We start from the raw sequence: 16,949 nt of genomic DNA, 5'->3' as shown, positions 1-16,949 counted from the left end.
ACCCGGTGCCGGCCTTTCCCCTTCGTGGCTAAAGTGGCCACGCCCATGGCCGATATTTTTCACTAGGCTCGATGCCCCGTCTTTTCAGGAGCTTGCATGAACCCTTCAACCATCATCGGCATGTTCGCCAGCATCGTGCTGCTGGTCAGCGTGCTGTTCTTTACCGCCGAGTCGCCGCAGAGCTTCATCAACCTGCCGGGCCTGGCCATCGTGCTGGCCGGGACCATGGCGGCCACCTTCATCAGCTATCCGCTGAGGGAAGTCCTGCGGGTAGTGCGCCTGGTGGGCCTGGTGTTCCGCCGGGAGAACACCTACATGCGCGACGACATCAAGGAACTGGTGGACATCTCGCGGCTGTGGTTCAAGGGCGACGTGCGGGCCGTCGAGGCGGCACTGGAGAAAGCGCGCAATCCTTTCCTGCGCACCGGCATCCAGCTGGTCATCGCCAATACCAAGGAGGAGGAGATCTTCGACCTGCTGCGCTGGCGCATCGCCCGGCTCAAGGCGCGCGAGCATGCCGAAGCGCAGATCTTCCGCACCATGGCCACCTATGCCCCGGCCTTCGGCATGATCGGCACCCTGGTCGGGCTGGTCAATATGCTCGAGGTGATGGAGTCGGGCGACCTGCACGTCATCGGCCCGCGCATGGCGGTGGCGTTGCTCACGACCTTCTATGGCATCCTGCTGGCCAACCTGGTGTTCAAGCCGATCGCCGTGAAGCTCGAGCGACGCACCGAGGAGCGCCTGATCGCCATGAACATGGTGCTCGAGGGCATCTCGCTGATCACCAAGCGTCGTCTGCCGTCCTTCATCGAAGAGACACTCAACTCCTTCGTCGCCAACTACCACGACGAGATCCGCGACCCCGAAGTGACCAAGCGCGAAGCCCCCGATGGGGAGGCGCAGAATGCTTGATCGCAGCACGCGCGACGTGCTGCATCCTCCCGCCGTCGAAGTCGGCGAGGGGGAGGGCTGGCTGGTGAGCTATCTGGACGTGCTGACGCTGCTGATCACGTTGTTCGTGCTGCTGCTCTCGCTGGCCGGCAACGGCCAGGCCATCGAGGGCAGCCGCCAAGGCGGCGAGACATCGGCACGGGTGACGCCGCAGGCCGAAGCCGCCGCCCGCCTGGTGGCGGGGACGGGGCTCAAGCCGCGCCACGATGGCCTAGAGCCGCGTTTCCCCGGGCTCGAGATCGAAGGGGTGAGCGTGACCGAGGGGCAGCAGGGCATCACCCTGCGCATCGACGACAATCTGCTGTTCGACAGTGGCCAGGCCGTCCTTACGGGGCAAGGGCGCGAGGTGCTGAGCCGGCTGCGCGACATCCTCGTCTCCTTCGAGGGAGAGATCTCCGTGGAGGGGCACACCGACAGCATCCCCATCGCCAGCTCCCGCTTCCCGTCGAACTGGGAGCTCTCCTCGGGGCGCGCCATCGCCGTGTTGCGCTATCTGGCCGACCAGGGCCTGCCGGCCGAGCGGCTGCGCGCGGTGGGCTATGCCGAGACGCGCCCCCTGGTCAGCAACGCGACGCCCGAAGGGCGGGCCGCCAACCGCCGCGTCGAACTGTTGCTGCATCAGCAGGCGGTGGGCGGCAGCTAGAACGAGCCTTGGGCGGGCCTCAGTGGTCGACCCGGCCCAGCAGCAGGAACTCGATCAGTGCCTTCTGTGCGTGCAGACGGTTGCCGGCCTCCTGCCAGACCACGGCTCGCGGGTCGTCGAGCAGAGTCTCGCTGATCTCCTCGCCGCGATGGGCCGGCAGGCAATGCAGGAACAGCACGTCGGGCTTGGCACGGTCCAGCATGGCCTCGCTGACCTGGAAGCCGGCGAAATCGGCTTCGCGCTTGGCCTGCTCCTCCTCCTGGCCCATCGAGGCCCAGACATCGGTCGTCACCAGGTCGGCGCCGACGACGGCCTCGTTCGGGTCGCGCAGCAGCGTGACCCGATCGCCGGCGGCGGCGAGGATGTCCTGGCGCGGCTCGTAGCCCTCGGGGCAGCATACGCGCAGCTGGAAGTCGAACTGGCGCGCGGCGTTGATCCACGAATGGCACATGTTGTTGCCGTCGCCGATCCACACCGCCGTGCGGCCGCGCACGCTGCCGCGCAGCTCGGTCCAGGTCATCACGTCGGCCAGCAGCTGGCAGGGGTGGTAGTCGTCGGAGAGCGCATTGATCACCGGCACCGCGCTGGCGGCGGCGTAGGTCTCGAGGCCGGCGTGGGAGAAGGTGCGGATCATCACGATGTCGACCATCTCCGCCAGCACCCGGGCGGTATCCTCGATCGGCTCGCCGCGGCCGAGCTGGGTATCCCTGGGCGAAAGGAACAGCGCATGGCCGCCGAAGTGCGCCATGGCCGTTTCGAACGAGACTCGGGTGCGGGTCGAGGATTTCTCGAAGATCATCGCCAGCGTGCGGTTGGCGAACGGGGCATAGCTCGGCCCCTGGGCACGCAGGCGGTTCTTGATCGTGATGGCGCGCTGGACGAGGTAGTGCAGCTCTTCGGGGCTCAGGTCCAGCAGGGTCAGGAAGTGGCGTGTCGCCATGGCGATCTCTCCGCGCGAAAAAACCACCATCCTATCCAGCCGGCGGGGGATGCGCAATTCGCCCGTCATCAGTAGAATGAGGGCAAAGAGAGAAAGGCCGAGCGTGGTGCTTGGGTATTGGCCCGGCAGCCTCGGCATTCACGATCCAACCTGGAGCGCACATGAGCACTACCCTCGAGAATATCCAGCGCCAGATCAGCGAAAATCCCATCCTGATCTACATGAAGGGCACGCCCCAGCTGCCCCAGTGTGGCTTCTCTGCCCAGACCGTTCAGGCCCTGATGTCCTGCGGCGAGCGCTTCGCCTTCGTCAACGTGCTCGACAACCCGGACATTCGCGCCGAGCTGCCGAAGTATGCCAACTGGCCGACGTTTCCCCAGCTGTGGGTGGAAGGCGAGCTGGTGGGCGGCTGCGACATCGTCGGCGAGCTGTACCAGAGCGGTGAGCTGGAGAAGCTGATCAAGGACGCGGCGGCACGCGCCAAGGCCAAGGAGGAGGGCGGCGAGGCCTGATCCGCTTCCGCACGACGCCCCGACAAGGCCCGCGAGCTCCGCTTCGCGGGCCTTGTCGATTCCAGACCGCCGCCACGGGCCTGATACGTTGGGAAACCAAATGACGAAGCAACGGGTTTGAAATCCCCCGCGGGCATGACCACGCTGAAGCCGAAAGGCCGAAACGGATTCAGGCATGCACTGCCAGGGAGGAGAGATGCAGACACCCTTGGAGATCACCTACCAGCACGTATCACGCTCCGCATGGATCGACGAGTACGTCAGGTCGCGCGTGGCCAAGCTCGAGCAATTCAGCCGCGACATCGTCTCCTGCCGTGTCACCATCGAACAGACCCAGAACCCCCACAAGACGGGCAACCCGTATCGCGCCCTGGTCGAGGTGTCGCTACCCGCCAAGGGCGAACTCGTGGCCGAAAAGAGCGACAAGGTCACCGACCCCCAGGTCCAGCTGCGCCCGATCATTCGCAACGCCTTCGAGGCGATGGAGAAGCAGCTCAAGAAGCAGACGGCGAAGCGCGATGGCAAGGTCAAGCAGCACAACGACGAGCCGATTCCGCCGGTGGCGACGGTGGTGCGCCTGTTCGAGAAGGATGGCTACGGCTTTCTCAAGAGCCTCAGCGGCGAAGAGTTCTACTTTCACAGGAACTCGGTGCTGCACGACGACTTCAAGCGCCTGACCGTGGGCACCCGGGTGCGCTTCGAGCCCGACGAGGGCGAGGAGGGGCTGCACGCCAGCACCGTGCAGATCATCGACAAGCCGGGGGTTGGCGGTGCGCCAGGCGAGGACGACCTCGACCTGCCCGCCGGCTGGGAGCAGGACACCGGCACCCGGCACTGAGCCGGGCCCGGCAGGGCCTCGCCGGCATCCGACAGTGCTCGACTAGATGTCTTCGAGGCCCTGTTCGCGCTGCGCCAGCGCCCAGCCACCCAGATCCTTGTAGCGGTTGACGATGGCACAGAACAGCTCCGCGGTACGTTCGGTATCGTAGCGTGCCGAGTGGGCTTCCTGGTTGTCGAAGGGGATGCCCGCCGCGCGGCAGGCGCGGGCGAGGACCGTCTGGCCGTAGACCAGGCCCGCCAGGCTGGCGGTGTCGAAGCTCGAAAAGGGGTGGAAGGGATTGCGCTTGATACCGCAGCGATTGACCGCGGCATTGAGGAAACCATGGTCGAAGGCGGCGTTGTGGCCCACCAGTATGGCGCGGGTGCAGCCGTAGGCCTTGATCGCCTTGCGCACCGGACGAAAGATCTCGCCCAGCGCCTCTGCCTCGGAGAGCGCTACGCGCTGGCGTAGCGGGTCGTCGAGCTTGATGCCGGTGAAATCGAGCGCCGACTGCTCGACGTTGGCCCCGGTGAAGGGTTGCACATGGTAGGCGTAGGTCGCGTCGGGCATCAGGTTGCCTTCGGAGTCCATGGTCAGCGTCACGGCGGCGATTTCGAGAATGGCGTCGCGCTCCGCGCTGAACCCTCCGGTTTCCAGATCGACCACCACCGGCAGGAAACTGCGAAACCGCTGCGCCATCATCTCGCGAGTGATCGCCTCGCTCATGCGCCTCTCCTCATCACGTGCCTCTCTCTGTCGTTGTCGGGGACGGCTCCTTGCCAGCGGCAACCGCCGCGGCCAGGCCGACTCTCATGGGCGAAAAGTCTAACAGCTTGGCCGCGATACGTCCCGCCGCCGGTATTCGCCGGGCGGCAGCCACGCTATACTGGGCGCCTTGCGTCGTTTACCTCAGAGGAGCCCCCGAATGTCCGATGTCAAGAAGGTCGTGCTTGCCTATTCCGGCGGCCTGGACACGTCCGTCATCGTCAAGTGGTTGCAGGAGACCTACAGCTGCGAAGTGGTGACCTTCACCGCCGACATCGGTCAGGGCGAGGAAGTCGAACCCGCGCGCGCCAAGGCCCAGGCCCTGGGCGTGAAAGAGATCTACATCGAGGACCTGCGCGAGGAGTTCGTGCGCGACTACGTCTATCCGATGTTCCGCGCCAATACCATCTACGAGGGCGAGTACCTGCTGGGCACCTCCATTGCTCGCCCGCTGATCGCCAAGCGCCTGATCGAGATCGCCAACGAGACCGGCGCCGACGCCATTTCCCACGGTGCCACCGGGAAGGGCAACGACCAGGTGCGCTTCGAGATGGGCGCCTACGCGCTGAAACCCGGGGTCAAGGTGATCGCGCCGTGGCGCGAGTGGGACCTCACCTCCCGCGAGAAGCTGATGGCCTACTGCGAGCAGCACGACATCCCCGTCGACTTCTCCAAGAGCAAGAAAAAATCGCCGTACTCGATGGACGCCAACCTGCTGCACATCTCCTACGAGGGCGGCATTCTCGAGGATCCCTGGGCCGAGGCCGAGGAGGACATGTGGCGCTGGAGCGTGTCGCCGGAAGCCGCTCCCGACCAGCCCACCTACGTCGAGCTGACCTATGAGCGTGGCGACATCGTCGCCATCGATGGCAAGCCGATGAGGCCCCACGAGGTGCTCGAGACCCTCAACAAGCTGGGCGGCGACAACGGCATCGGCCGTCTCGACATCGTCGAGAACCGCTACGTCGGCATGAAGTCCCGCGGCTGCTACGAGACGCCGGGGGGCACCATCATGCTGCGCGCCCACCGCGCCATCGAGTCGATCACCCTCGACCGCGAGGAAGCGCACCTCAAGGACGAACTGATGCCGAAGTACGCCAAGGTGATCTACAACGGCTACTGGTGGAGCCCCGAGCGGCGCATGCTGCAGGCCGCCATCGACGAGACCCAGAAGAACGTCTCCGGGGTGGTGCGCATGAAGCTCTACAAGGGCAGCGCCACCGTGGTGGGCCGCAAGTCGGAGCAGTCGCTGTTCGACGAGTCCATCGCCACCTTCGAGGACGACGCCGGCGCCTACAATCAGAAGGATGCCGAGGGCTTCATCAAGCTCAACGCCCTGCGGTTGCGGATTGCCGCGGGGAAGGGTCGCCAGCAGAGCTGATCGTCTGTCGATTCTCTGCGAGACGCGCCGGCCAGTGGCCGGCGTTCTCGTTTGGTGGGTTCGCATTGAAAGCCCTCGCAGGGGAAGAATTCGTAGGGAAGAACTGTAGGAGAGAACAATGCTGAAGAAACTATTGGGCGGGTTGTTCGGAAGCGGCGGTGACGCCAAGCCGGGGAATGCCAAGGCCGCCGAGCCGGTCGAGTACCACGGCTACCAGATCGTCTCCGAGCCGGCCGAGCAGGGCGGCCAGTACCGCGTGAGCGGTTGGATTCGCAAGCCGGGGGAGAATGGCGAGACCCTGGAGCACCGCTTCGAGCGTTCCGACCTGGTGCCGGGCCGCGACGCCTGCGATCAGTTGATGGTGAGCAAGGCGCAGCGCTACATCGACCAGGTCGGCGACGACATGTTCCAGCCGCGCTGAATCCGCTGCCACGCCTGCCGAGGGAGGGCTCATCCCTTGGCCCAAGTGCCATGCTGACGCTCGCTCGCTACACTGCCTGACGTGTGTGCGATGGGAGACGATATGCGCGTGCTGCATCGGGCCTCGCCCTGGCGAGAGCTCTTCGCCGGCAACGACCTGCCGGCACCGGACGGCCTGCTGGCCCCGCTGTACGAGGCGGTGGACGAACTGGGGCCGAATCCCGACCTGGCGGCCGCCCATGCCTGGCAGCCGCGGTTGGTCGAGGCCCTGCAGCGGCTCGACCTGCCGGCCTGGCGCATCAGCCAACTGATCAGTGACCACAACGACCAGCTCTATCGTCGCGCCATCCAGCTTTCCCTCGACGAGATGCTGGCACAGGGCTGGGGCAGGCCGCCGGTGGCCTTCTGTGTGCTGACGCTGGGTTCCGCCGGTCGCCACGAGAGCCTGCTCGGTCCCGATCAGGACAATGCCATGATCGTGGCCGACTACCCGGACGCTCGCCATACCGAGATCGACGGCTTCTTCCAGGCGCTGGGGGAGCGCTTCACCACGCGACTCGACGAGGCCGGCATTCCACTGTGCCACGGCCATGTCATGGCGCGCTGGCCGATGTGGCGCAAACGCCTACCGGAATGGCGCGAGCAGCTCACGCTGTGGACCCGCGACCGCCGGGTGAAGCGCGTCCAGCAGAGCAACATCCTGCTCGACTTTTACCCGGTCTTCGGCGACGTCGGTCTCGCCGAGGCGCTGGCCGATCACGTCGCACGGCTCATGCCTCGCGCGGGGCTGTTCCTGGACGAGATGGCGCAACTGCTCGACGAGCTGCCGGTGGCGCTGGATCGTTTCGGCCGGCTCGCCGGCAGCAGCGAGGAGGCGCCGCACGTGAACGCCCTCGACCTCAAGCGTCAGGGCCTGCTGCCACTGGTCAATGCCGTCCGCCTGCTGGCGCTGCGCCACGCCGTGGGGGTGCCCGATACGCGCCGCCGGCTGTCGGCGCTGGTGCTCAAGGAGGCGCTCTCGGCGGGTCAGGCCCGGGCGGGGATAGCGGCCCTGGATCGCCTGCAAGAGCGGCTTCTGACGGCGCAGCTGGCCAGCCTGAAGGCGGGCGGGGCGGCCGATGGCTGGATCGACGTCGCCAGGCTCGAGGACGACCAGCGCCTGCTGCTGCGCCACGACATGCAGGTAATTCGCGGCCTGGTCAGGGTGGCCCGAAACGTTGGTACCGTCTGAGCTCGCTGCAAGGCGGCCCGGGTATCATGGAGCTTCAGTACGAATCACCGCAGGCCCGGCCATCGTTGACGCCTCGGGCAGCTCCATCACCAGGCAAGCCCCTTCCAGCGTCGGCGCCTCGTCGACCCACAGCCGCCCGCCCAGGTGGGCGACGATGCCGCGGCTGATCGGCAGGCCCAGACCGCTGCCGCGGGGGCGGCCGCGCGCCTTGCCGCTGGTGGCGCCATAGCGCTTGACCTGGTGGAACTTCTCGAAGACCCGCTCACGCTCGTCAGGCGCAATGCCCGGGCCGTTGTCCTCGACGCTCAGCCTGAAGCTCTGCTTGTGCCGGGCCAGGTGAAGGCGCACGCGCGGGTCGTCGTCGGCGGCGAACTTGCCGGCATTGTCGAGCAGGTTGATGATCACCTGCTCCAGGCGATCGGGGTCGCCGACGACCGGCGCCTCGTCGAGCGCCAGGTCGATCTCCAGCGTGACGCCGCGGTCCTCCTGTAGCCGGTGCACCGCATCCACGCTGTGGCGGACCAGGGCCACCAGGTCGAGCCGCTGGGGGTTGAGCGTCAGGCGCCCACTTTCCAGGCGTGCGAGGTCGAGGATCTCCTCGATCAGCCGCGACAGCCGCTGGCTCTCGAGCACCACCACCTCGAGGAAGTGGATGCGCTTCTCCTCCGGCAGCTCGCGGTTGTCGCGCAGGATCTCGGCGAAGGCACGAATCGAGGTGAGCGGCGTTCTCAGTTCGTGACTGACCATGGCGACGAATTCATCCTTGAGCCGGTCGAGTTCGCGCAGGCGTTCGTTGGCCGCGCGCAGCTCCTCGCCGATGCGCGCCAGCTCGTTGGATTTCTGCTCCAGGCGGCGGTTGTACTCCAGCGTCTGCGAAGTGGTGTCGAGAATGCTGAGGATCGACTCCAGGTCCAGCGCTTCGCCGCGTACCACCGAATTGATCAGCACGCGCGCCGAGGCGCTGCCCAGCGCCCCCGACAGCGCCTGCTCGGCGCGGGCGATCAAGGCCGGCGGGGCGGGGGCCTCGTCGTCCTGGCTGCCCTGAGGGGTGGACAGGATGCGCGCCGTGGAGCCGGCGCCCAGGTAGCGGTTGAGCAGGCTCTTGAGCTCGCCGCGGGTGGTCTGGCCGCGCCATAGCGAGGTGTGCTGAAGTCCCGGGTTCATGGCTTCGGTGAACAGCGCCGCCTGGGTCTGCTCCACCGGGGTCTGGCGGGTGAACAGCGAGACCCCGACCAGCAGCCCGACATTGGCCAGCAGGCACCACAGCAGGGCGTGGCTGTAGATGTCGAACCCCTCGAGGCCGAACAGCGCATAGGGGCGCAGCCAGGCCAGGCCCAGCGGGCCCTGCTGGAGGAAGGTGGCGTCGAGCCAACCCGACTGGGCGAAGCCCGGCAGCAGCAGCGTGTAGCACCAGGTGAGGAAGCCGGCCAGCAGGCCCAGGGTCGCGCCGGCCCGGGTCGCGCCGCGCCAGTACATGCCGATCAGCATGGCCGGGGCGAACTGGGCCGCGCCGACGAACGATACCAGGCCGATGGTCACCAGGCTGTAGGAGTCGCCGATCAGGGCGTGGTAGAGGTAGCCCAGCAGCAGGATCAGCACGATCGCCACGCGGCGGATGCCCAGCAGCCAGCCGGCCAGCTCCCCTTGGGAGCTCAGGTGCAAGCGCTTGGAGCGCAGCAGCAGCGGCATCATCAGCTGGTTGCTGACCATGGTGGAGAGCGCGATGGTCTCGACGATCACCATGCCGGTGGCCGCCGACAGCCCGCCGATGAAGACCAGCAGCGGGATGCCTTCGGTACCGGCGGAGAGCGGCAGGGTGAGCACGAAGCTGTCGGGGTCGCCGTTGCCCATCGGCAGCAGCAGGCCGGCCATGGCGATGGGGATCACGAACAGGTTGATCGCCACCAGATAGAGCGGGAACAGCCAGCTGGCGCGCCTGAGGTGACGCTCGTCGACGTTCTCCACCACCAGCACCTGGAACTGGCGCGGCAGGGTGAGGAAGGCGAGAAAGGCAAGCACCAGGGTACCGACCCAGCCGATGGCGCCGCCCGGCACCGCGTCGAGGCTCAGGGCGCCGGCCAGCTCGGGCGAGTCGGCGACCTGGCGAAACAGGTCCCCGGGTCCGTTGAACAGCACGAAGGTGACGAAGACGCCAACGGTGAGAAAGGCCACCAGCTTGACCAGCGATTCGAAGGCGATGGCCGCCACCATGCCCTCGTGGCGTTCGCTGGCATCCAGGTGCCGCGTGCCGAACAGGATGATGAACACGGCCAGCACCAGCGCCACCCAGAACGACTTGTCGGTCCAGAAGCTCTCCTCGGCGAGGCGAAACTCGGCCGCTTCCGGGTAGTTGACCAGCACCGCATGGCTGAGGGTGATCGCCTTGAGCTGCAGGGCGATATAGGGCGTGATGCCGATCAGCGCGATCAGCGCCACCAGCGCGCCGAGGCTGGAACTCTTGCCGTAGCGAGCGCTGATGAAGTCGGCAATGGAGGTGATGCGCTGGGTGCTGGCGATGCGCACCATCTTGCGAATCAGCAGCGGGGCCATCAGCATGGCCAGCGTCGGGCCCAGATAGATCAGCAGGAAGCTGGGGCCGTACACCGCCGCCCGCCCCACGCTGCCGTAGAAGGTCCAGGCGGTGCAATAGACGGCGATCGACAAGGCGTAGACGGTGGGCGAGCCGATCACCGAGCGGCCCTGTTCGGCACGCCGGTCGCCCCAGGCGGCGATCACGAACAGCAGCGCCAGGTAGCCGAAGGCGACCGTCAGCACCACCGGATCGGTTCTCATCGCGTCAGCCTTCCTCCTGCCGATGCTCCATCAGCCAGGCGGCCAGCGCGATGACCAGCAGCCAGGCCACGAACAGGTAGAGTGGCAGCCAGGAGAGCCCGGCGGCGGGCGGTCGATCGAAGATCAGGACCAGCGGTGGCGAGAAGAGCAGGGCGGCCAGGCCGATCAAGCCGGCCAGCCGGGCCTGGGGGCCGGAGGCGTTCATGTGCAGGCGTCCTCTCGGTCCAAGGCGGTGGCCTGCAGCGCCAGTGCCTGCTCCAGGGTCTCGATGCCGCGGGCCTCGAGGCGCGGCAGCAGTGCCAGCCACAGCTCCGCGGTGACCCGCGCATCCCCGATCGCCGTATGACGGGTGCCCGGGGGGAAGCTGAGATCGTAGCGCTCGGCGAGGGTATCCAGGTCGTGCCCGTCCAGGCTCTCGTCGAGAGCTCGGGAGAGCAGCAGCGTATCGAGTACCGGCATGTCCAGGGTCGTGCCGCTGTCGGTGGGCTGCAGGGCCAGCAGGTCGAAGGCGGCGTTGTGGGCCAGGATCACGGCATCGCCGATGTAGTCGCGGAAGCGCGGCAGGATGACCGGCAGCGGCGGGGCGCCGGCCACCTCGCTGTCGGTGATGCCATGAATCGCGGTGCTGGCCGGCGGTATCGGCCTGCCGGGGTCGACCCGTACGTCGAAGGTGTCGCTGGCCAAAAGCCGGCCGTTGACGATGCGGCAGGCGCCGATGCTGATGACGGTATCGCCGCGGCGCAGCTCGAGCCCGGTGGTCTCGGTGTCGAAGGCCACGATCTCCAGCGCCTTCAGTGGGCGTCGGGCCAGCTCGGCATCCGGTGGCGGCAAGTCGGCGATGCCGAAGTCATGGAACTCGGGCCGTGGCGGCAGCTGGCTGGGCGGCGCCCCGACGCGATCCATGGCGGGCAACGGCAGGCGCAGGCGAGCGTGCCGTCCATCGCTGTCGGCCAGGCTCCAGGCGTCGCTGGCATGTTGACGCAGCAGGTCGCCGACCCGCGGAGAGAGCGGCAAGGCGTCGAGTCGCTGCTCGCACCAGGCCGCGAGTTCCCGCTGCGGCAGTGGCTTGCCGGGCCAGATCAAGTCGAGGTAGACGCGGCGGTTACCGAGCAGGATCTCGCCTTCGAAGTACGTGGTGTCGGCATGCTTGCTCAATCGCACCAGCAGCGTCACGAGCAGGACCAGCAGCGCCGGGGCATCGCCCTTGAACCAGGCGGGCATGCCGATGGGCAGGACCTCGATGGGGCTGTCGCCGAGCCGTTCGTTAAGCGATTGCCACAGGTCGTTGGACCACAGTGGCACCAGGCGCTCGCCCTGCTGCTGCATGTCCTCGATCAGGCGACCGAGATTCTCGATCTCGCTGCCCAGGGCGCGACTCTCCTCGTCGATCACTGCCTCCAGGCGCCGGCGCAGCGTGTCGTCGATGTGCCTGGCGTGGCGTACGCTACCCAGCGCTTCGGCGGCGCTGGCCAGGCTGGCGCCATGCCGGCGCAGCGGCGCCATGTGCTGCGCCAGGCCGGCACGCGCCCCCATCTCGCTGGTCCAGGCGGCGGTGGCATCGGTCAGGGTCAGCAGGGTCTCGCCATTGCTCTGCGGCACCCGGCGCATCACGGTGTGCAGCCAGCGCTCGTCGCAGGGAATCAGCAGCTCGCGCGGGGAGCCGTCCTGCGGCAGCTGGCTCAGTGCATCCTGCAGGCTCGATATCGGCAGCAGGGCATCCAGGCGTTTGCCGAGCCCAAGCCCGGTATGCTTCTCGAACAGCTTCTCGGCGGCCTGGTTGAACAGCAGCAGCCGCCGATGGTGATCGCACAGCAGCAGTGGCATGTCGAGAACCTGCAGCAGCGTCTCGAGCTCCTGGCGAATGCGTGCCGCACTGCGTGCACCCTCGGCATGGGCGGTAGCCAGGCGCTGGCGGTCGCTGCGCCAGGCCTCCCGTACTCGCACCAGGTCCGGACCCAGGCCGCGCAGCCAGCCCTCGGGTGGATAGTCCTCGCGGGCATCGGGGTTGGCCACCAGGCGGGCCAGTTGCACCTGCAGATGGCGCAGCGGGGTGAACAGCATGCGCTCTAGCAGCAGGCCGAGCAGGAAGATGGTTCCGCCCCCGGAGAAGCAGCCGAGCCACAGCATCAGGCGGGCGACCCCCTGGGGCTGGAACAGGCTGTCGAGCCAGGCGGCGAAGATGGCGCCACCCAGCAGGCTGATGCCGCTGAGCAACAGCCACAAGCCGATCAGGCGCTGGCGCTTGGGCAGCTTGCCTCCCTTCATCTGGCGTCCTCGGCCAGCAGGGCCTTCACTTTCTCGACCAGGGCCTGGGTCGAGAAGGGCTTGGTCACGTAGTCGTCGGCGCCCAGGGCCAGGCCCTTTTCCCGTTCCACCTCGCGACCGTGAGCGGTGAGCATGATGATGGGCAAGCGGGAATGGCGGTCGTCCTGGCGCAGTTGCTCCAGCACGTCGAAGCCGCTGATGTCGGGCAGGCTGATGTCGAGCAGGATCAGGTCGGGGGCGTACTGCTCGACCTTGGCCAGGGCACCTTCGCCATCCTCGGCCGTCTCCACCTCGAATCCGGCCTGCTGCATCAGGAACTCCAGCGACAGGACGATGTTGGGCTCATCGTCCACCACCAGCACCTTGGCCATGCATGACTCCTTGAAGCGTCGTTGTATCTTGTTGATTGTCAGTCTAGTGCGCCTGACAGGGGCGGCAAAGACGACCTTGGCAGAAGGCGCCCGCAGCGCAGGGTGGCCGCCTGGGGAAAGGGAGGCGACAACCGGCAATCAGCGCGGCTCGTCGCCGTTCTTCCCGAGTCGCCGCCACTTCGGCCCCAGCGGGCCGAGCCACAGCCACACCTGCAGCAGCACCAGCAGGGGCAGCAGCCAGGCAGGGGCGCCGGTGGTGCGGGTCAGAAGATAGAAGATCAGGTAGGCGGTGATGCCGGCAGCCAGGCCCACCAGGGTGAAGGTGAAGGCGCGCGCCTGGCCTGGCCGGCGCGTCACGCGAAACAGCAGGCCGACGAAGGCACCGAAGGCGCCGGCCATGGCGAGTTGCATCAGAGTCTCTGGCATGGAAGGTCTCGTCGTCCTGGGCTGGCTTCTACCGCAGCGTAACGCGCCCTCTCCCCCGGGGGCTGTAAGACCTTGGAACAAGCCGGCCGTCGATCACCGGTCCCGAGGCAGTGGCTACGACTTTAGCGGCAAAAGGCCGGCCGGTCAGGCCGAAAAGTAGACTTGTCACTATCCTCTGCTCATCCTTGCCGGGCAGGGCCACGCGCGCTGCCGGAACTCTCGCTTCGCATCACGGGCGAAGCGTCAGGAAAGAAAAGGAACCTTCCTCACAAAGGAGCTGACCAGAATGAGTGCTATCGTCCTGCTGGTTCTCGGTCTTGCGGGGATGGCCGCGGGATACTTCCTCTACTCGCGTTTCATCGCCACCAGGATCTACCGCCTCGACCCCGACTTCCAGACGCCCGCCCACGAATACGAGGATGGCGTCGACTTCGTGCCGACCAACCGCTATGTCCTGTGGGGACATCACTTCACCTCGGTGGCCGGCGCCGCGCCCATCGTCGGGCCGGCCATCGCGGTCATCTGGGGCTGGCTGCCGGCCTTCCTGTGGGTCGTGCTCGGCACCGTGTTCTTTGCCGGCGTGCACGACTCCGGCGCCATCTGGGCCAGCGTGCGCAACAAGGCCAAGTCGGTCGGCGCCTTGACCGGCGATGTGGTCGGAGCGCGTGCCCGCAGCATCTTCATGATCGTCATCTTCCTCGTCCTGCTGATGGTCAACGCCGTGTTCGCCGTGGTCATCGCAGGATTGATGATGAACTTCTCCAGCGCCGTGGTGCCGGTGTGGGGCGCTATCCTCGTGGCACTGATCATCGGCCAGCTGATCTATCGGCGCATCCTCAGCCTGCCGGTGGTGTCGATCCTCGGCGTCATCGCGCTCTATGCGCTGATCCTTGTCGGCCCCTCGGTGCCGATCCAGATGCCGGCCGAGGTGGCTGGCTTCTCCGGCAACGCGGTGTGGATCCTGATCCTTTTCGGCTATGCGGCGATCGCCTCCATGCTGCCGGTCTGGGTGTTGCTGCAGCCGCGCGACTACATCAACGGCCTGCAGCTGTTCATCGGCCTGATCGTGCTCTACGGCGCCGTCCTGCTGCTCAACCCCACCGTGGTGGCGCCGATGGTCAACGGCGAGCTGCCGGCCGGCACGCCGTCGATGCTGCCGCTGCTGTTCGTCACCATCGCCTGCGGCGCGATTTCCGGTTTCCACGGCCTGGTCTCGTCCGGCACGACCTCGAAGCAGCTGAACAAGGAGACCGACGCCCGCTTCGTCGGCTATTTCGGCGCGGTGGGCGAGGGCATGCTGGCACTCGCGGCCATCCTGGCCGCCACGGCCGGCTTTGCCACCTTCGCCGACTGGCAGGCGGTCTATACAGCGTTCGGTGCCGGCGGCGTCAATGCCTTCGTCGAGGGCGGTGCGTTCATCATCCATAACGGCCTGGGCTTGCCCGAGGCCACCGCGGCGACGCTGCTTACCGTGATGGCGGCCCTGTTCGCCGGTACGACAATGGATACCGGCCTGCGCCTGCAGCGCTACATCTTCCAGGAGTGGGGCGAAATCTATCAGCTCAAGTGGATGAACAGGAACGTGCCCGCCACCCTGCTGGCCGTGGGCAGTTGCCTGCTGCTCGCCTTTGGCGCCGGTGGTGCGAGCGGTACTGGCGGCATGATCATCTGGCCGCTGTTCGGCACGACCAACCAGCTGCTGGCAGGCCTGACCCTGCTGGTGGTGACGGTGATGCTGGTGCGCCTGCGCCGGCCGATGTGGTACACCCTGGCGCCGCTGTGCTTCCTGCTGGTGATGACCATCGCAGCGCTGCTCATCCAACTGCGCACCTTCTTCAACGAGGGCAACTACTTCCTGCTGTTGGTGGATATCGTGGTGTTGATCGCCGCGATCCTCGTGGCCATGGAGTGCGCCTCGGCGCTGAAGCGTTCGCGGGCGGAAGTGGCCAGGCAGGAGTGAAACGAGGAGGCAGCCCATGAGCGACGACAGTGACACTCCGGATTCTCGTCGCGAGCGGCTTCGGGCCTGGCTGAGCCAGGCCCGGTTCGTCGCCGAAGAGTTCTACAGCGCCCGCTATCGCGGCGCTATCGCCCGTGCCCGGCGCGACGAGGACGACCTGTTCATGCTGCTGGTGTTCTCCGAGATGATGGGCGTGCCCAACCCGGCTGCGTACTACACCCTGGAGCTTCAGCCGCTACTGCTGGAGCGCTTCCACGACTGGCACCGGCGCATGGGCATGGAGCGCTCGCCGCTGGACCATTTCCGATGCTGTTAGTGACACGGACAAAGTGCTGCGCTCCAGTGAGCTGCGAGGGAGCTCTCCTGAGCTGCCGCCAACTCTCGATGCCTTGGAAGTAATATGAAAGAGTTACTCGACAAACGCCTGGTCTGGGTGGGCGGCAAGGGCGGCGTGGGCAAGACCACGGTGGCCGCCTCGCTGGCCGTGCTGGCCGCGCGCCGCGACAGCCGCGTACTGGTCGTCTCCACCGACCCGGCCCACAGCCTCGGTGACGCGTTCGACCGTGTGCTGAACGATGCACCGCGGCGTCTGCTGCCCAACCTGGACGCCATGGAGATCGACCCGGACGCCGAGGTCGAGGCGCACCTGACCCGGGTGACCGAGCAGATGCGCCGCTATGCCGCGCCGGAGATGATGGCCGAGCTGGAGCGCCAGATGCACCTGACGCGACAGTCGCCGGGTACCCAGGAAGCCGCCCTGCTGGAGCGGCTGTCGCGCATCGTCACTGACGATGCCGCGCCCTATGACCTGGTGATCTTCGATACCGCGCCGACGGGTCATACCCTGCGCCTGCTGACCCTGCCCGAAGCCATGGCGGCCTGGACCGATGGCCTGCTGGCGCACAATCGCAAGTCCGAGGAACTGGGCAAGGTGCTCTCGCACCTGACGCCCAGGCGCGGCCGCGACGTGGCCACGCCCTTCGACGATCCCCGCGAGGATCCGCTGAGCGATCTCGACGAGCGTACTCGCGGCGTGGCACGGACGCTGATCGAGCGCCGCCGGCTGTTCCACCGTGCCCGGCGCCGCATCGAGAACGCCGAAGAAACCGGCTTCCTGTTCGTGATGACCCCCGAGCGGCTGCCGATTCTCGAGACGGTGCGGGCCGTGCAGGCGCTCGAAGCGGCCAAGGTGCCGGTGGCCGGCGCCGTGGTCAACCGGGTGATTCCCGCCGATGCCGACGGTGAGTTCCTGCGTGCCAGGCGTGAGCAGGAAGCCAGCTACCTGGCGCGCATCGACGAGCAGCTCGCGCACCTGCCACGGCTGCGACTGCCGCTGCTGCCGAGCGACGTGCTGGGTCTTCCGGCCCTCGAAGCGCTCGCCGATCGTCTCGAGCAGCTGGGATTCTGAAGCGGCTCACGCGCCAACCGGCCATTGCTGTACAGCAATGGTCAAATGCAGGGTGACAGG

At 67.0% G+C, this 16,949-nt stretch carries 17 protein-coding genes; 10 read left to right on the top strand and 7 right to left on the bottom strand.

The window, feature by feature from the left end:
- Window positions 1-96 precede the first annotated feature (96 nt).
- Both I4484_RS12220 and I4484_RS12215 read left to right on the top strand, forming a co-directional pair.
- Window positions 97-915: a motility protein A gene (locus I4484_RS12220; protein WP_197447566.1), complete on the top strand. Its 819-nt coding sequence runs from the start codon at window positions 97-99 to the stop codon at window positions 913-915.
- Window positions 908-1,597, top strand: coding sequence for an OmpA family protein (locus I4484_RS12215; protein WP_197447565.1), 690 nt, complete (start codon window positions 908-910; stop codon window positions 1,595-1,597). Before I4484_RS12220 ends, I4484_RS12215 begins: the two co-directional genes overlap by 8 nt.
- A gap of 19 nt (window positions 1,598-1,616) precedes the next feature.
- Here I4484_RS12215 and argF read toward each other — a convergent pair whose 3' ends face one another.
- Entirely contained in the window at window positions 1,617-2,537 is a 921-nt protein-coding gene (gene argF, locus I4484_RS12210; RefSeq protein ID WP_197447564.1) for an ornithine carbamoyltransferase, read from the bottom strand.
- A 161-nt stretch (window positions 2,538-2,698) separates the two neighbouring features.
- Between argF and I4484_RS12205 the strand changes: the two genes are divergently transcribed.
- Together I4484_RS12205 and I4484_RS12200 are read left to right on the top strand one after the other, a co-directional pair.
- A complete protein-coding gene (locus I4484_RS12205) occupies window positions 2,699-3,049 on the top strand; it encodes a Grx4 family monothiol glutaredoxin (RefSeq protein WP_197447563.1) in 351 nt (116 codons plus the stop codon).
- Between the two features lie 196 nt (window positions 3,050-3,245).
- Entirely contained in the window at window positions 3,246-3,887 is a 642-nt protein-coding gene (locus I4484_RS12200; protein WP_197447562.1) for an HPF/RaiA family ribosome-associated protein, read from the top strand.
- 42 nt (window positions 3,888-3,929) lie between these two features.
- Here I4484_RS12200 and rnt read toward each other — a convergent pair whose 3' ends face one another.
- Window positions 3,930-4,595: a ribonuclease T gene (rnt, locus tag I4484_RS12195; RefSeq protein ID WP_197447561.1), complete on the bottom strand. Its 666-nt coding sequence runs from the start codon at window positions 4,593-4,595 to the stop codon at window positions 3,930-3,932.
- A gap of 199 nt (window positions 4,596-4,794) precedes the next feature.
- Between rnt and I4484_RS12190 the strand changes: the two genes are divergently transcribed.
- From I4484_RS12190 to I4484_RS12180, 3 genes are all read left to right on the top strand, one after another.
- Entirely contained in the window at window positions 4,795-6,015 is a 1,221-nt protein-coding gene (locus tag I4484_RS12190) for an argininosuccinate synthase (protein WP_197447560.1), read from the top strand.
- Window positions 6,016-6,133: 118 nt separating this feature from the next.
- Complete coding sequence (locus I4484_RS12185; protein WP_197447559.1) at window positions 6,134-6,436, top strand: HlyU family transcriptional regulator; 303 nt, start codon at window positions 6,134-6,136, stop codon at window positions 6,434-6,436.
- A 102-nt stretch (window positions 6,437-6,538) separates the two neighbouring features.
- On the top strand, window positions 6,539-7,666 hold the full coding sequence (locus I4484_RS12180) for a DUF294 nucleotidyltransferase-like domain-containing protein (RefSeq protein ID WP_197447558.1): 1,128 nt from the start codon (window positions 6,539-6,541) through the stop codon (window positions 7,664-7,666).
- A 24-nt stretch (window positions 7,667-7,690) separates the two neighbouring features.
- Here I4484_RS12180 and I4484_RS12175 read toward each other — a convergent pair whose 3' ends face one another.
- The 5 genes from I4484_RS12175 to I4484_RS12155 form a co-directional block, all read right to left on the bottom strand.
- A complete protein-coding gene (locus I4484_RS12175) occupies window positions 7,691-10,459 on the bottom strand; it encodes a sensor histidine kinase (RefSeq protein ID WP_197447557.1) in 2,769 nt (922 codons plus the stop codon).
- A 4-nt stretch (window positions 10,460-10,463) separates the two neighbouring features.
- Complete coding sequence (locus tag I4484_RS12170; protein WP_197447556.1) at window positions 10,464-10,664, bottom strand: hypothetical protein; 201 nt, start codon at window positions 10,662-10,664, stop codon at window positions 10,464-10,466.
- Window positions 10,661-12,724: a 3'-5' exonuclease gene (locus I4484_RS12165; RefSeq protein WP_197447555.1), complete on the bottom strand. Its 2,064-nt coding sequence runs from the start codon at window positions 12,722-12,724 to the stop codon at window positions 10,661-10,663. Before I4484_RS12165 ends, I4484_RS12170 begins: the two co-directional genes overlap by 4 nt.
- Window positions 12,721-13,095, bottom strand: coding sequence for a response regulator transcription factor (locus I4484_RS12160; protein ID WP_197447554.1), 375 nt, complete (start codon window positions 13,093-13,095; stop codon window positions 12,721-12,723). The genes I4484_RS12165 and I4484_RS12160 overlap by 4 nt, the downstream gene beginning before the upstream one ends.
- A 138-nt stretch (window positions 13,096-13,233) precedes the next feature.
- On the bottom strand, window positions 13,234-13,521 hold the full coding sequence (locus I4484_RS12155; RefSeq protein WP_197447553.1) for a hypothetical protein: 288 nt from the start codon (window positions 13,519-13,521) through the stop codon (window positions 13,234-13,236).
- A 286-nt stretch (window positions 13,522-13,807) separates the two neighbouring features.
- On the opposite strand from I4484_RS12155, the gene I4484_RS12150 reads away from it, so the two are divergent.
- The 3 genes from I4484_RS12150 (at window position 13,808) to I4484_RS12140 (ending at window position 16,889) form a co-directional block, all read left to right on the top strand.
- Entirely contained in the window at window positions 13,808-15,481 is a 1,674-nt protein-coding gene (locus I4484_RS12150) for a carbon starvation protein A (protein ID WP_197447552.1), read from the top strand.
- Between the two features lie 16 nt (window positions 15,482-15,497).
- Window positions 15,498-15,797, top strand: coding sequence for a cory-CC-star protein (locus tag I4484_RS12145; RefSeq protein ID WP_197447551.1), 300 nt, complete (start codon window positions 15,498-15,500; stop codon window positions 15,795-15,797).
- A gap of 84 nt (window positions 15,798-15,881) precedes the next feature.
- Window positions 15,882-16,889 carry an ArsA family ATPase gene (locus tag I4484_RS12140; protein ID WP_197447550.1) on the top strand — a complete coding sequence of 336 codons (1,008 nt, stop codon included), beginning with the start codon at window positions 15,882-15,884 and terminating at the stop codon, window positions 16,887-16,889.
- Window positions 16,890-16,949 lie beyond the last annotated feature (60 nt).

This window comes from Halomonas sp. SS10-MC5, assembly GCF_015992245.1.
Classification (GTDB): domain Bacteria; phylum Pseudomonadota; class Gammaproteobacteria; order Pseudomonadales; family Halomonadaceae; genus Halomonas; species Halomonas sulfidoxydans.
This window is presented reverse-complemented; position numbering and strand designations above follow the sequence as displayed.

Excerpts from the sequence above, each read along its gene's own strand:
- I4484_RS12220 (WP_197447566.1), top strand. The coding sequence starts at position 97 with ATGAACCCTTCAACCATCATCGGCATGTTCGCCAGCATCGTGCTGCTG.
- I4484_RS12215 (WP_197447565.1), top strand. The coding sequence starts at position 908 with ATGCTTGATCGCAGCACGCGCGACGTGCTGCATCCTCCCGCCGTCGAA.
- argF (WP_197447564.1), bottom strand. The coding sequence starts at position 2,537 with ATGGCGACACGCCACTTCCTGACCCTGCTGGACCTGAGCCCCGAAGAG.
- I4484_RS12205 (WP_197447563.1), top strand. The coding sequence starts at position 2,699 with ATGAGCACTACCCTCGAGAATATCCAGCGCCAGATCAGCGAAAATCCC.
- I4484_RS12200 (WP_197447562.1), top strand. The coding sequence starts at position 3,246 with ATGCAGACACCCTTGGAGATCACCTACCAGCACGTATCACGCTCCGCA.
- rnt (WP_197447561.1), bottom strand. The coding sequence starts at position 4,595 with ATGAGCGAGGCGATCACTCGCGAGATGATGGCGCAGCGGTTTCGCAGT.
- I4484_RS12190 (WP_197447560.1), top strand. The coding sequence starts at position 4,795 with ATGTCCGATGTCAAGAAGGTCGTGCTTGCCTATTCCGGCGGCCTGGAC.
- I4484_RS12185 (WP_197447559.1), top strand. The coding sequence starts at position 6,134 with ATGCTGAAGAAACTATTGGGCGGGTTGTTCGGAAGCGGCGGTGACGCC.
- I4484_RS12180 (WP_197447558.1), top strand. The coding sequence starts at position 6,539 with ATGCGCGTGCTGCATCGGGCCTCGCCCTGGCGAGAGCTCTTCGCCGGC.
- I4484_RS12175 (WP_197447557.1), bottom strand. The coding sequence starts at position 10,459 with ATGAGAACCGATCCGGTGGTGCTGACGGTCGCCTTCGGCTACCTGGCG.
- I4484_RS12170 (WP_197447556.1), bottom strand. The coding sequence starts at position 10,664 with ATGAACGCCTCCGGCCCCCAGGCCCGGCTGGCCGGCTTGATCGGCCTG.
- I4484_RS12165 (WP_197447555.1), bottom strand. The coding sequence starts at position 12,724 with ATGAAGGGAGGCAAGCTGCCCAAGCGCCAGCGCCTGATCGGCTTGTGG.
- I4484_RS12160 (WP_197447554.1), bottom strand. The coding sequence starts at position 13,095 with ATGGCCAAGGTGCTGGTGGTGGACGATGAGCCCAACATCGTCCTGTCG.
- I4484_RS12155 (WP_197447553.1), bottom strand. The coding sequence starts at position 13,521 with ATGCCAGAGACTCTGATGCAACTCGCCATGGCCGGCGCCTTCGGTGCC.
- I4484_RS12150 (WP_197447552.1), top strand. The coding sequence starts at position 13,808 with ATGAGTGCTATCGTCCTGCTGGTTCTCGGTCTTGCGGGGATGGCCGCG.
- I4484_RS12145 (WP_197447551.1), top strand. The coding sequence starts at position 15,498 with ATGAGCGACGACAGTGACACTCCGGATTCTCGTCGCGAGCGGCTTCGG.
- I4484_RS12140 (WP_197447550.1), top strand. The coding sequence starts at position 15,882 with ATGAAAGAGTTACTCGACAAACGCCTGGTCTGGGTGGGCGGCAAGGGC.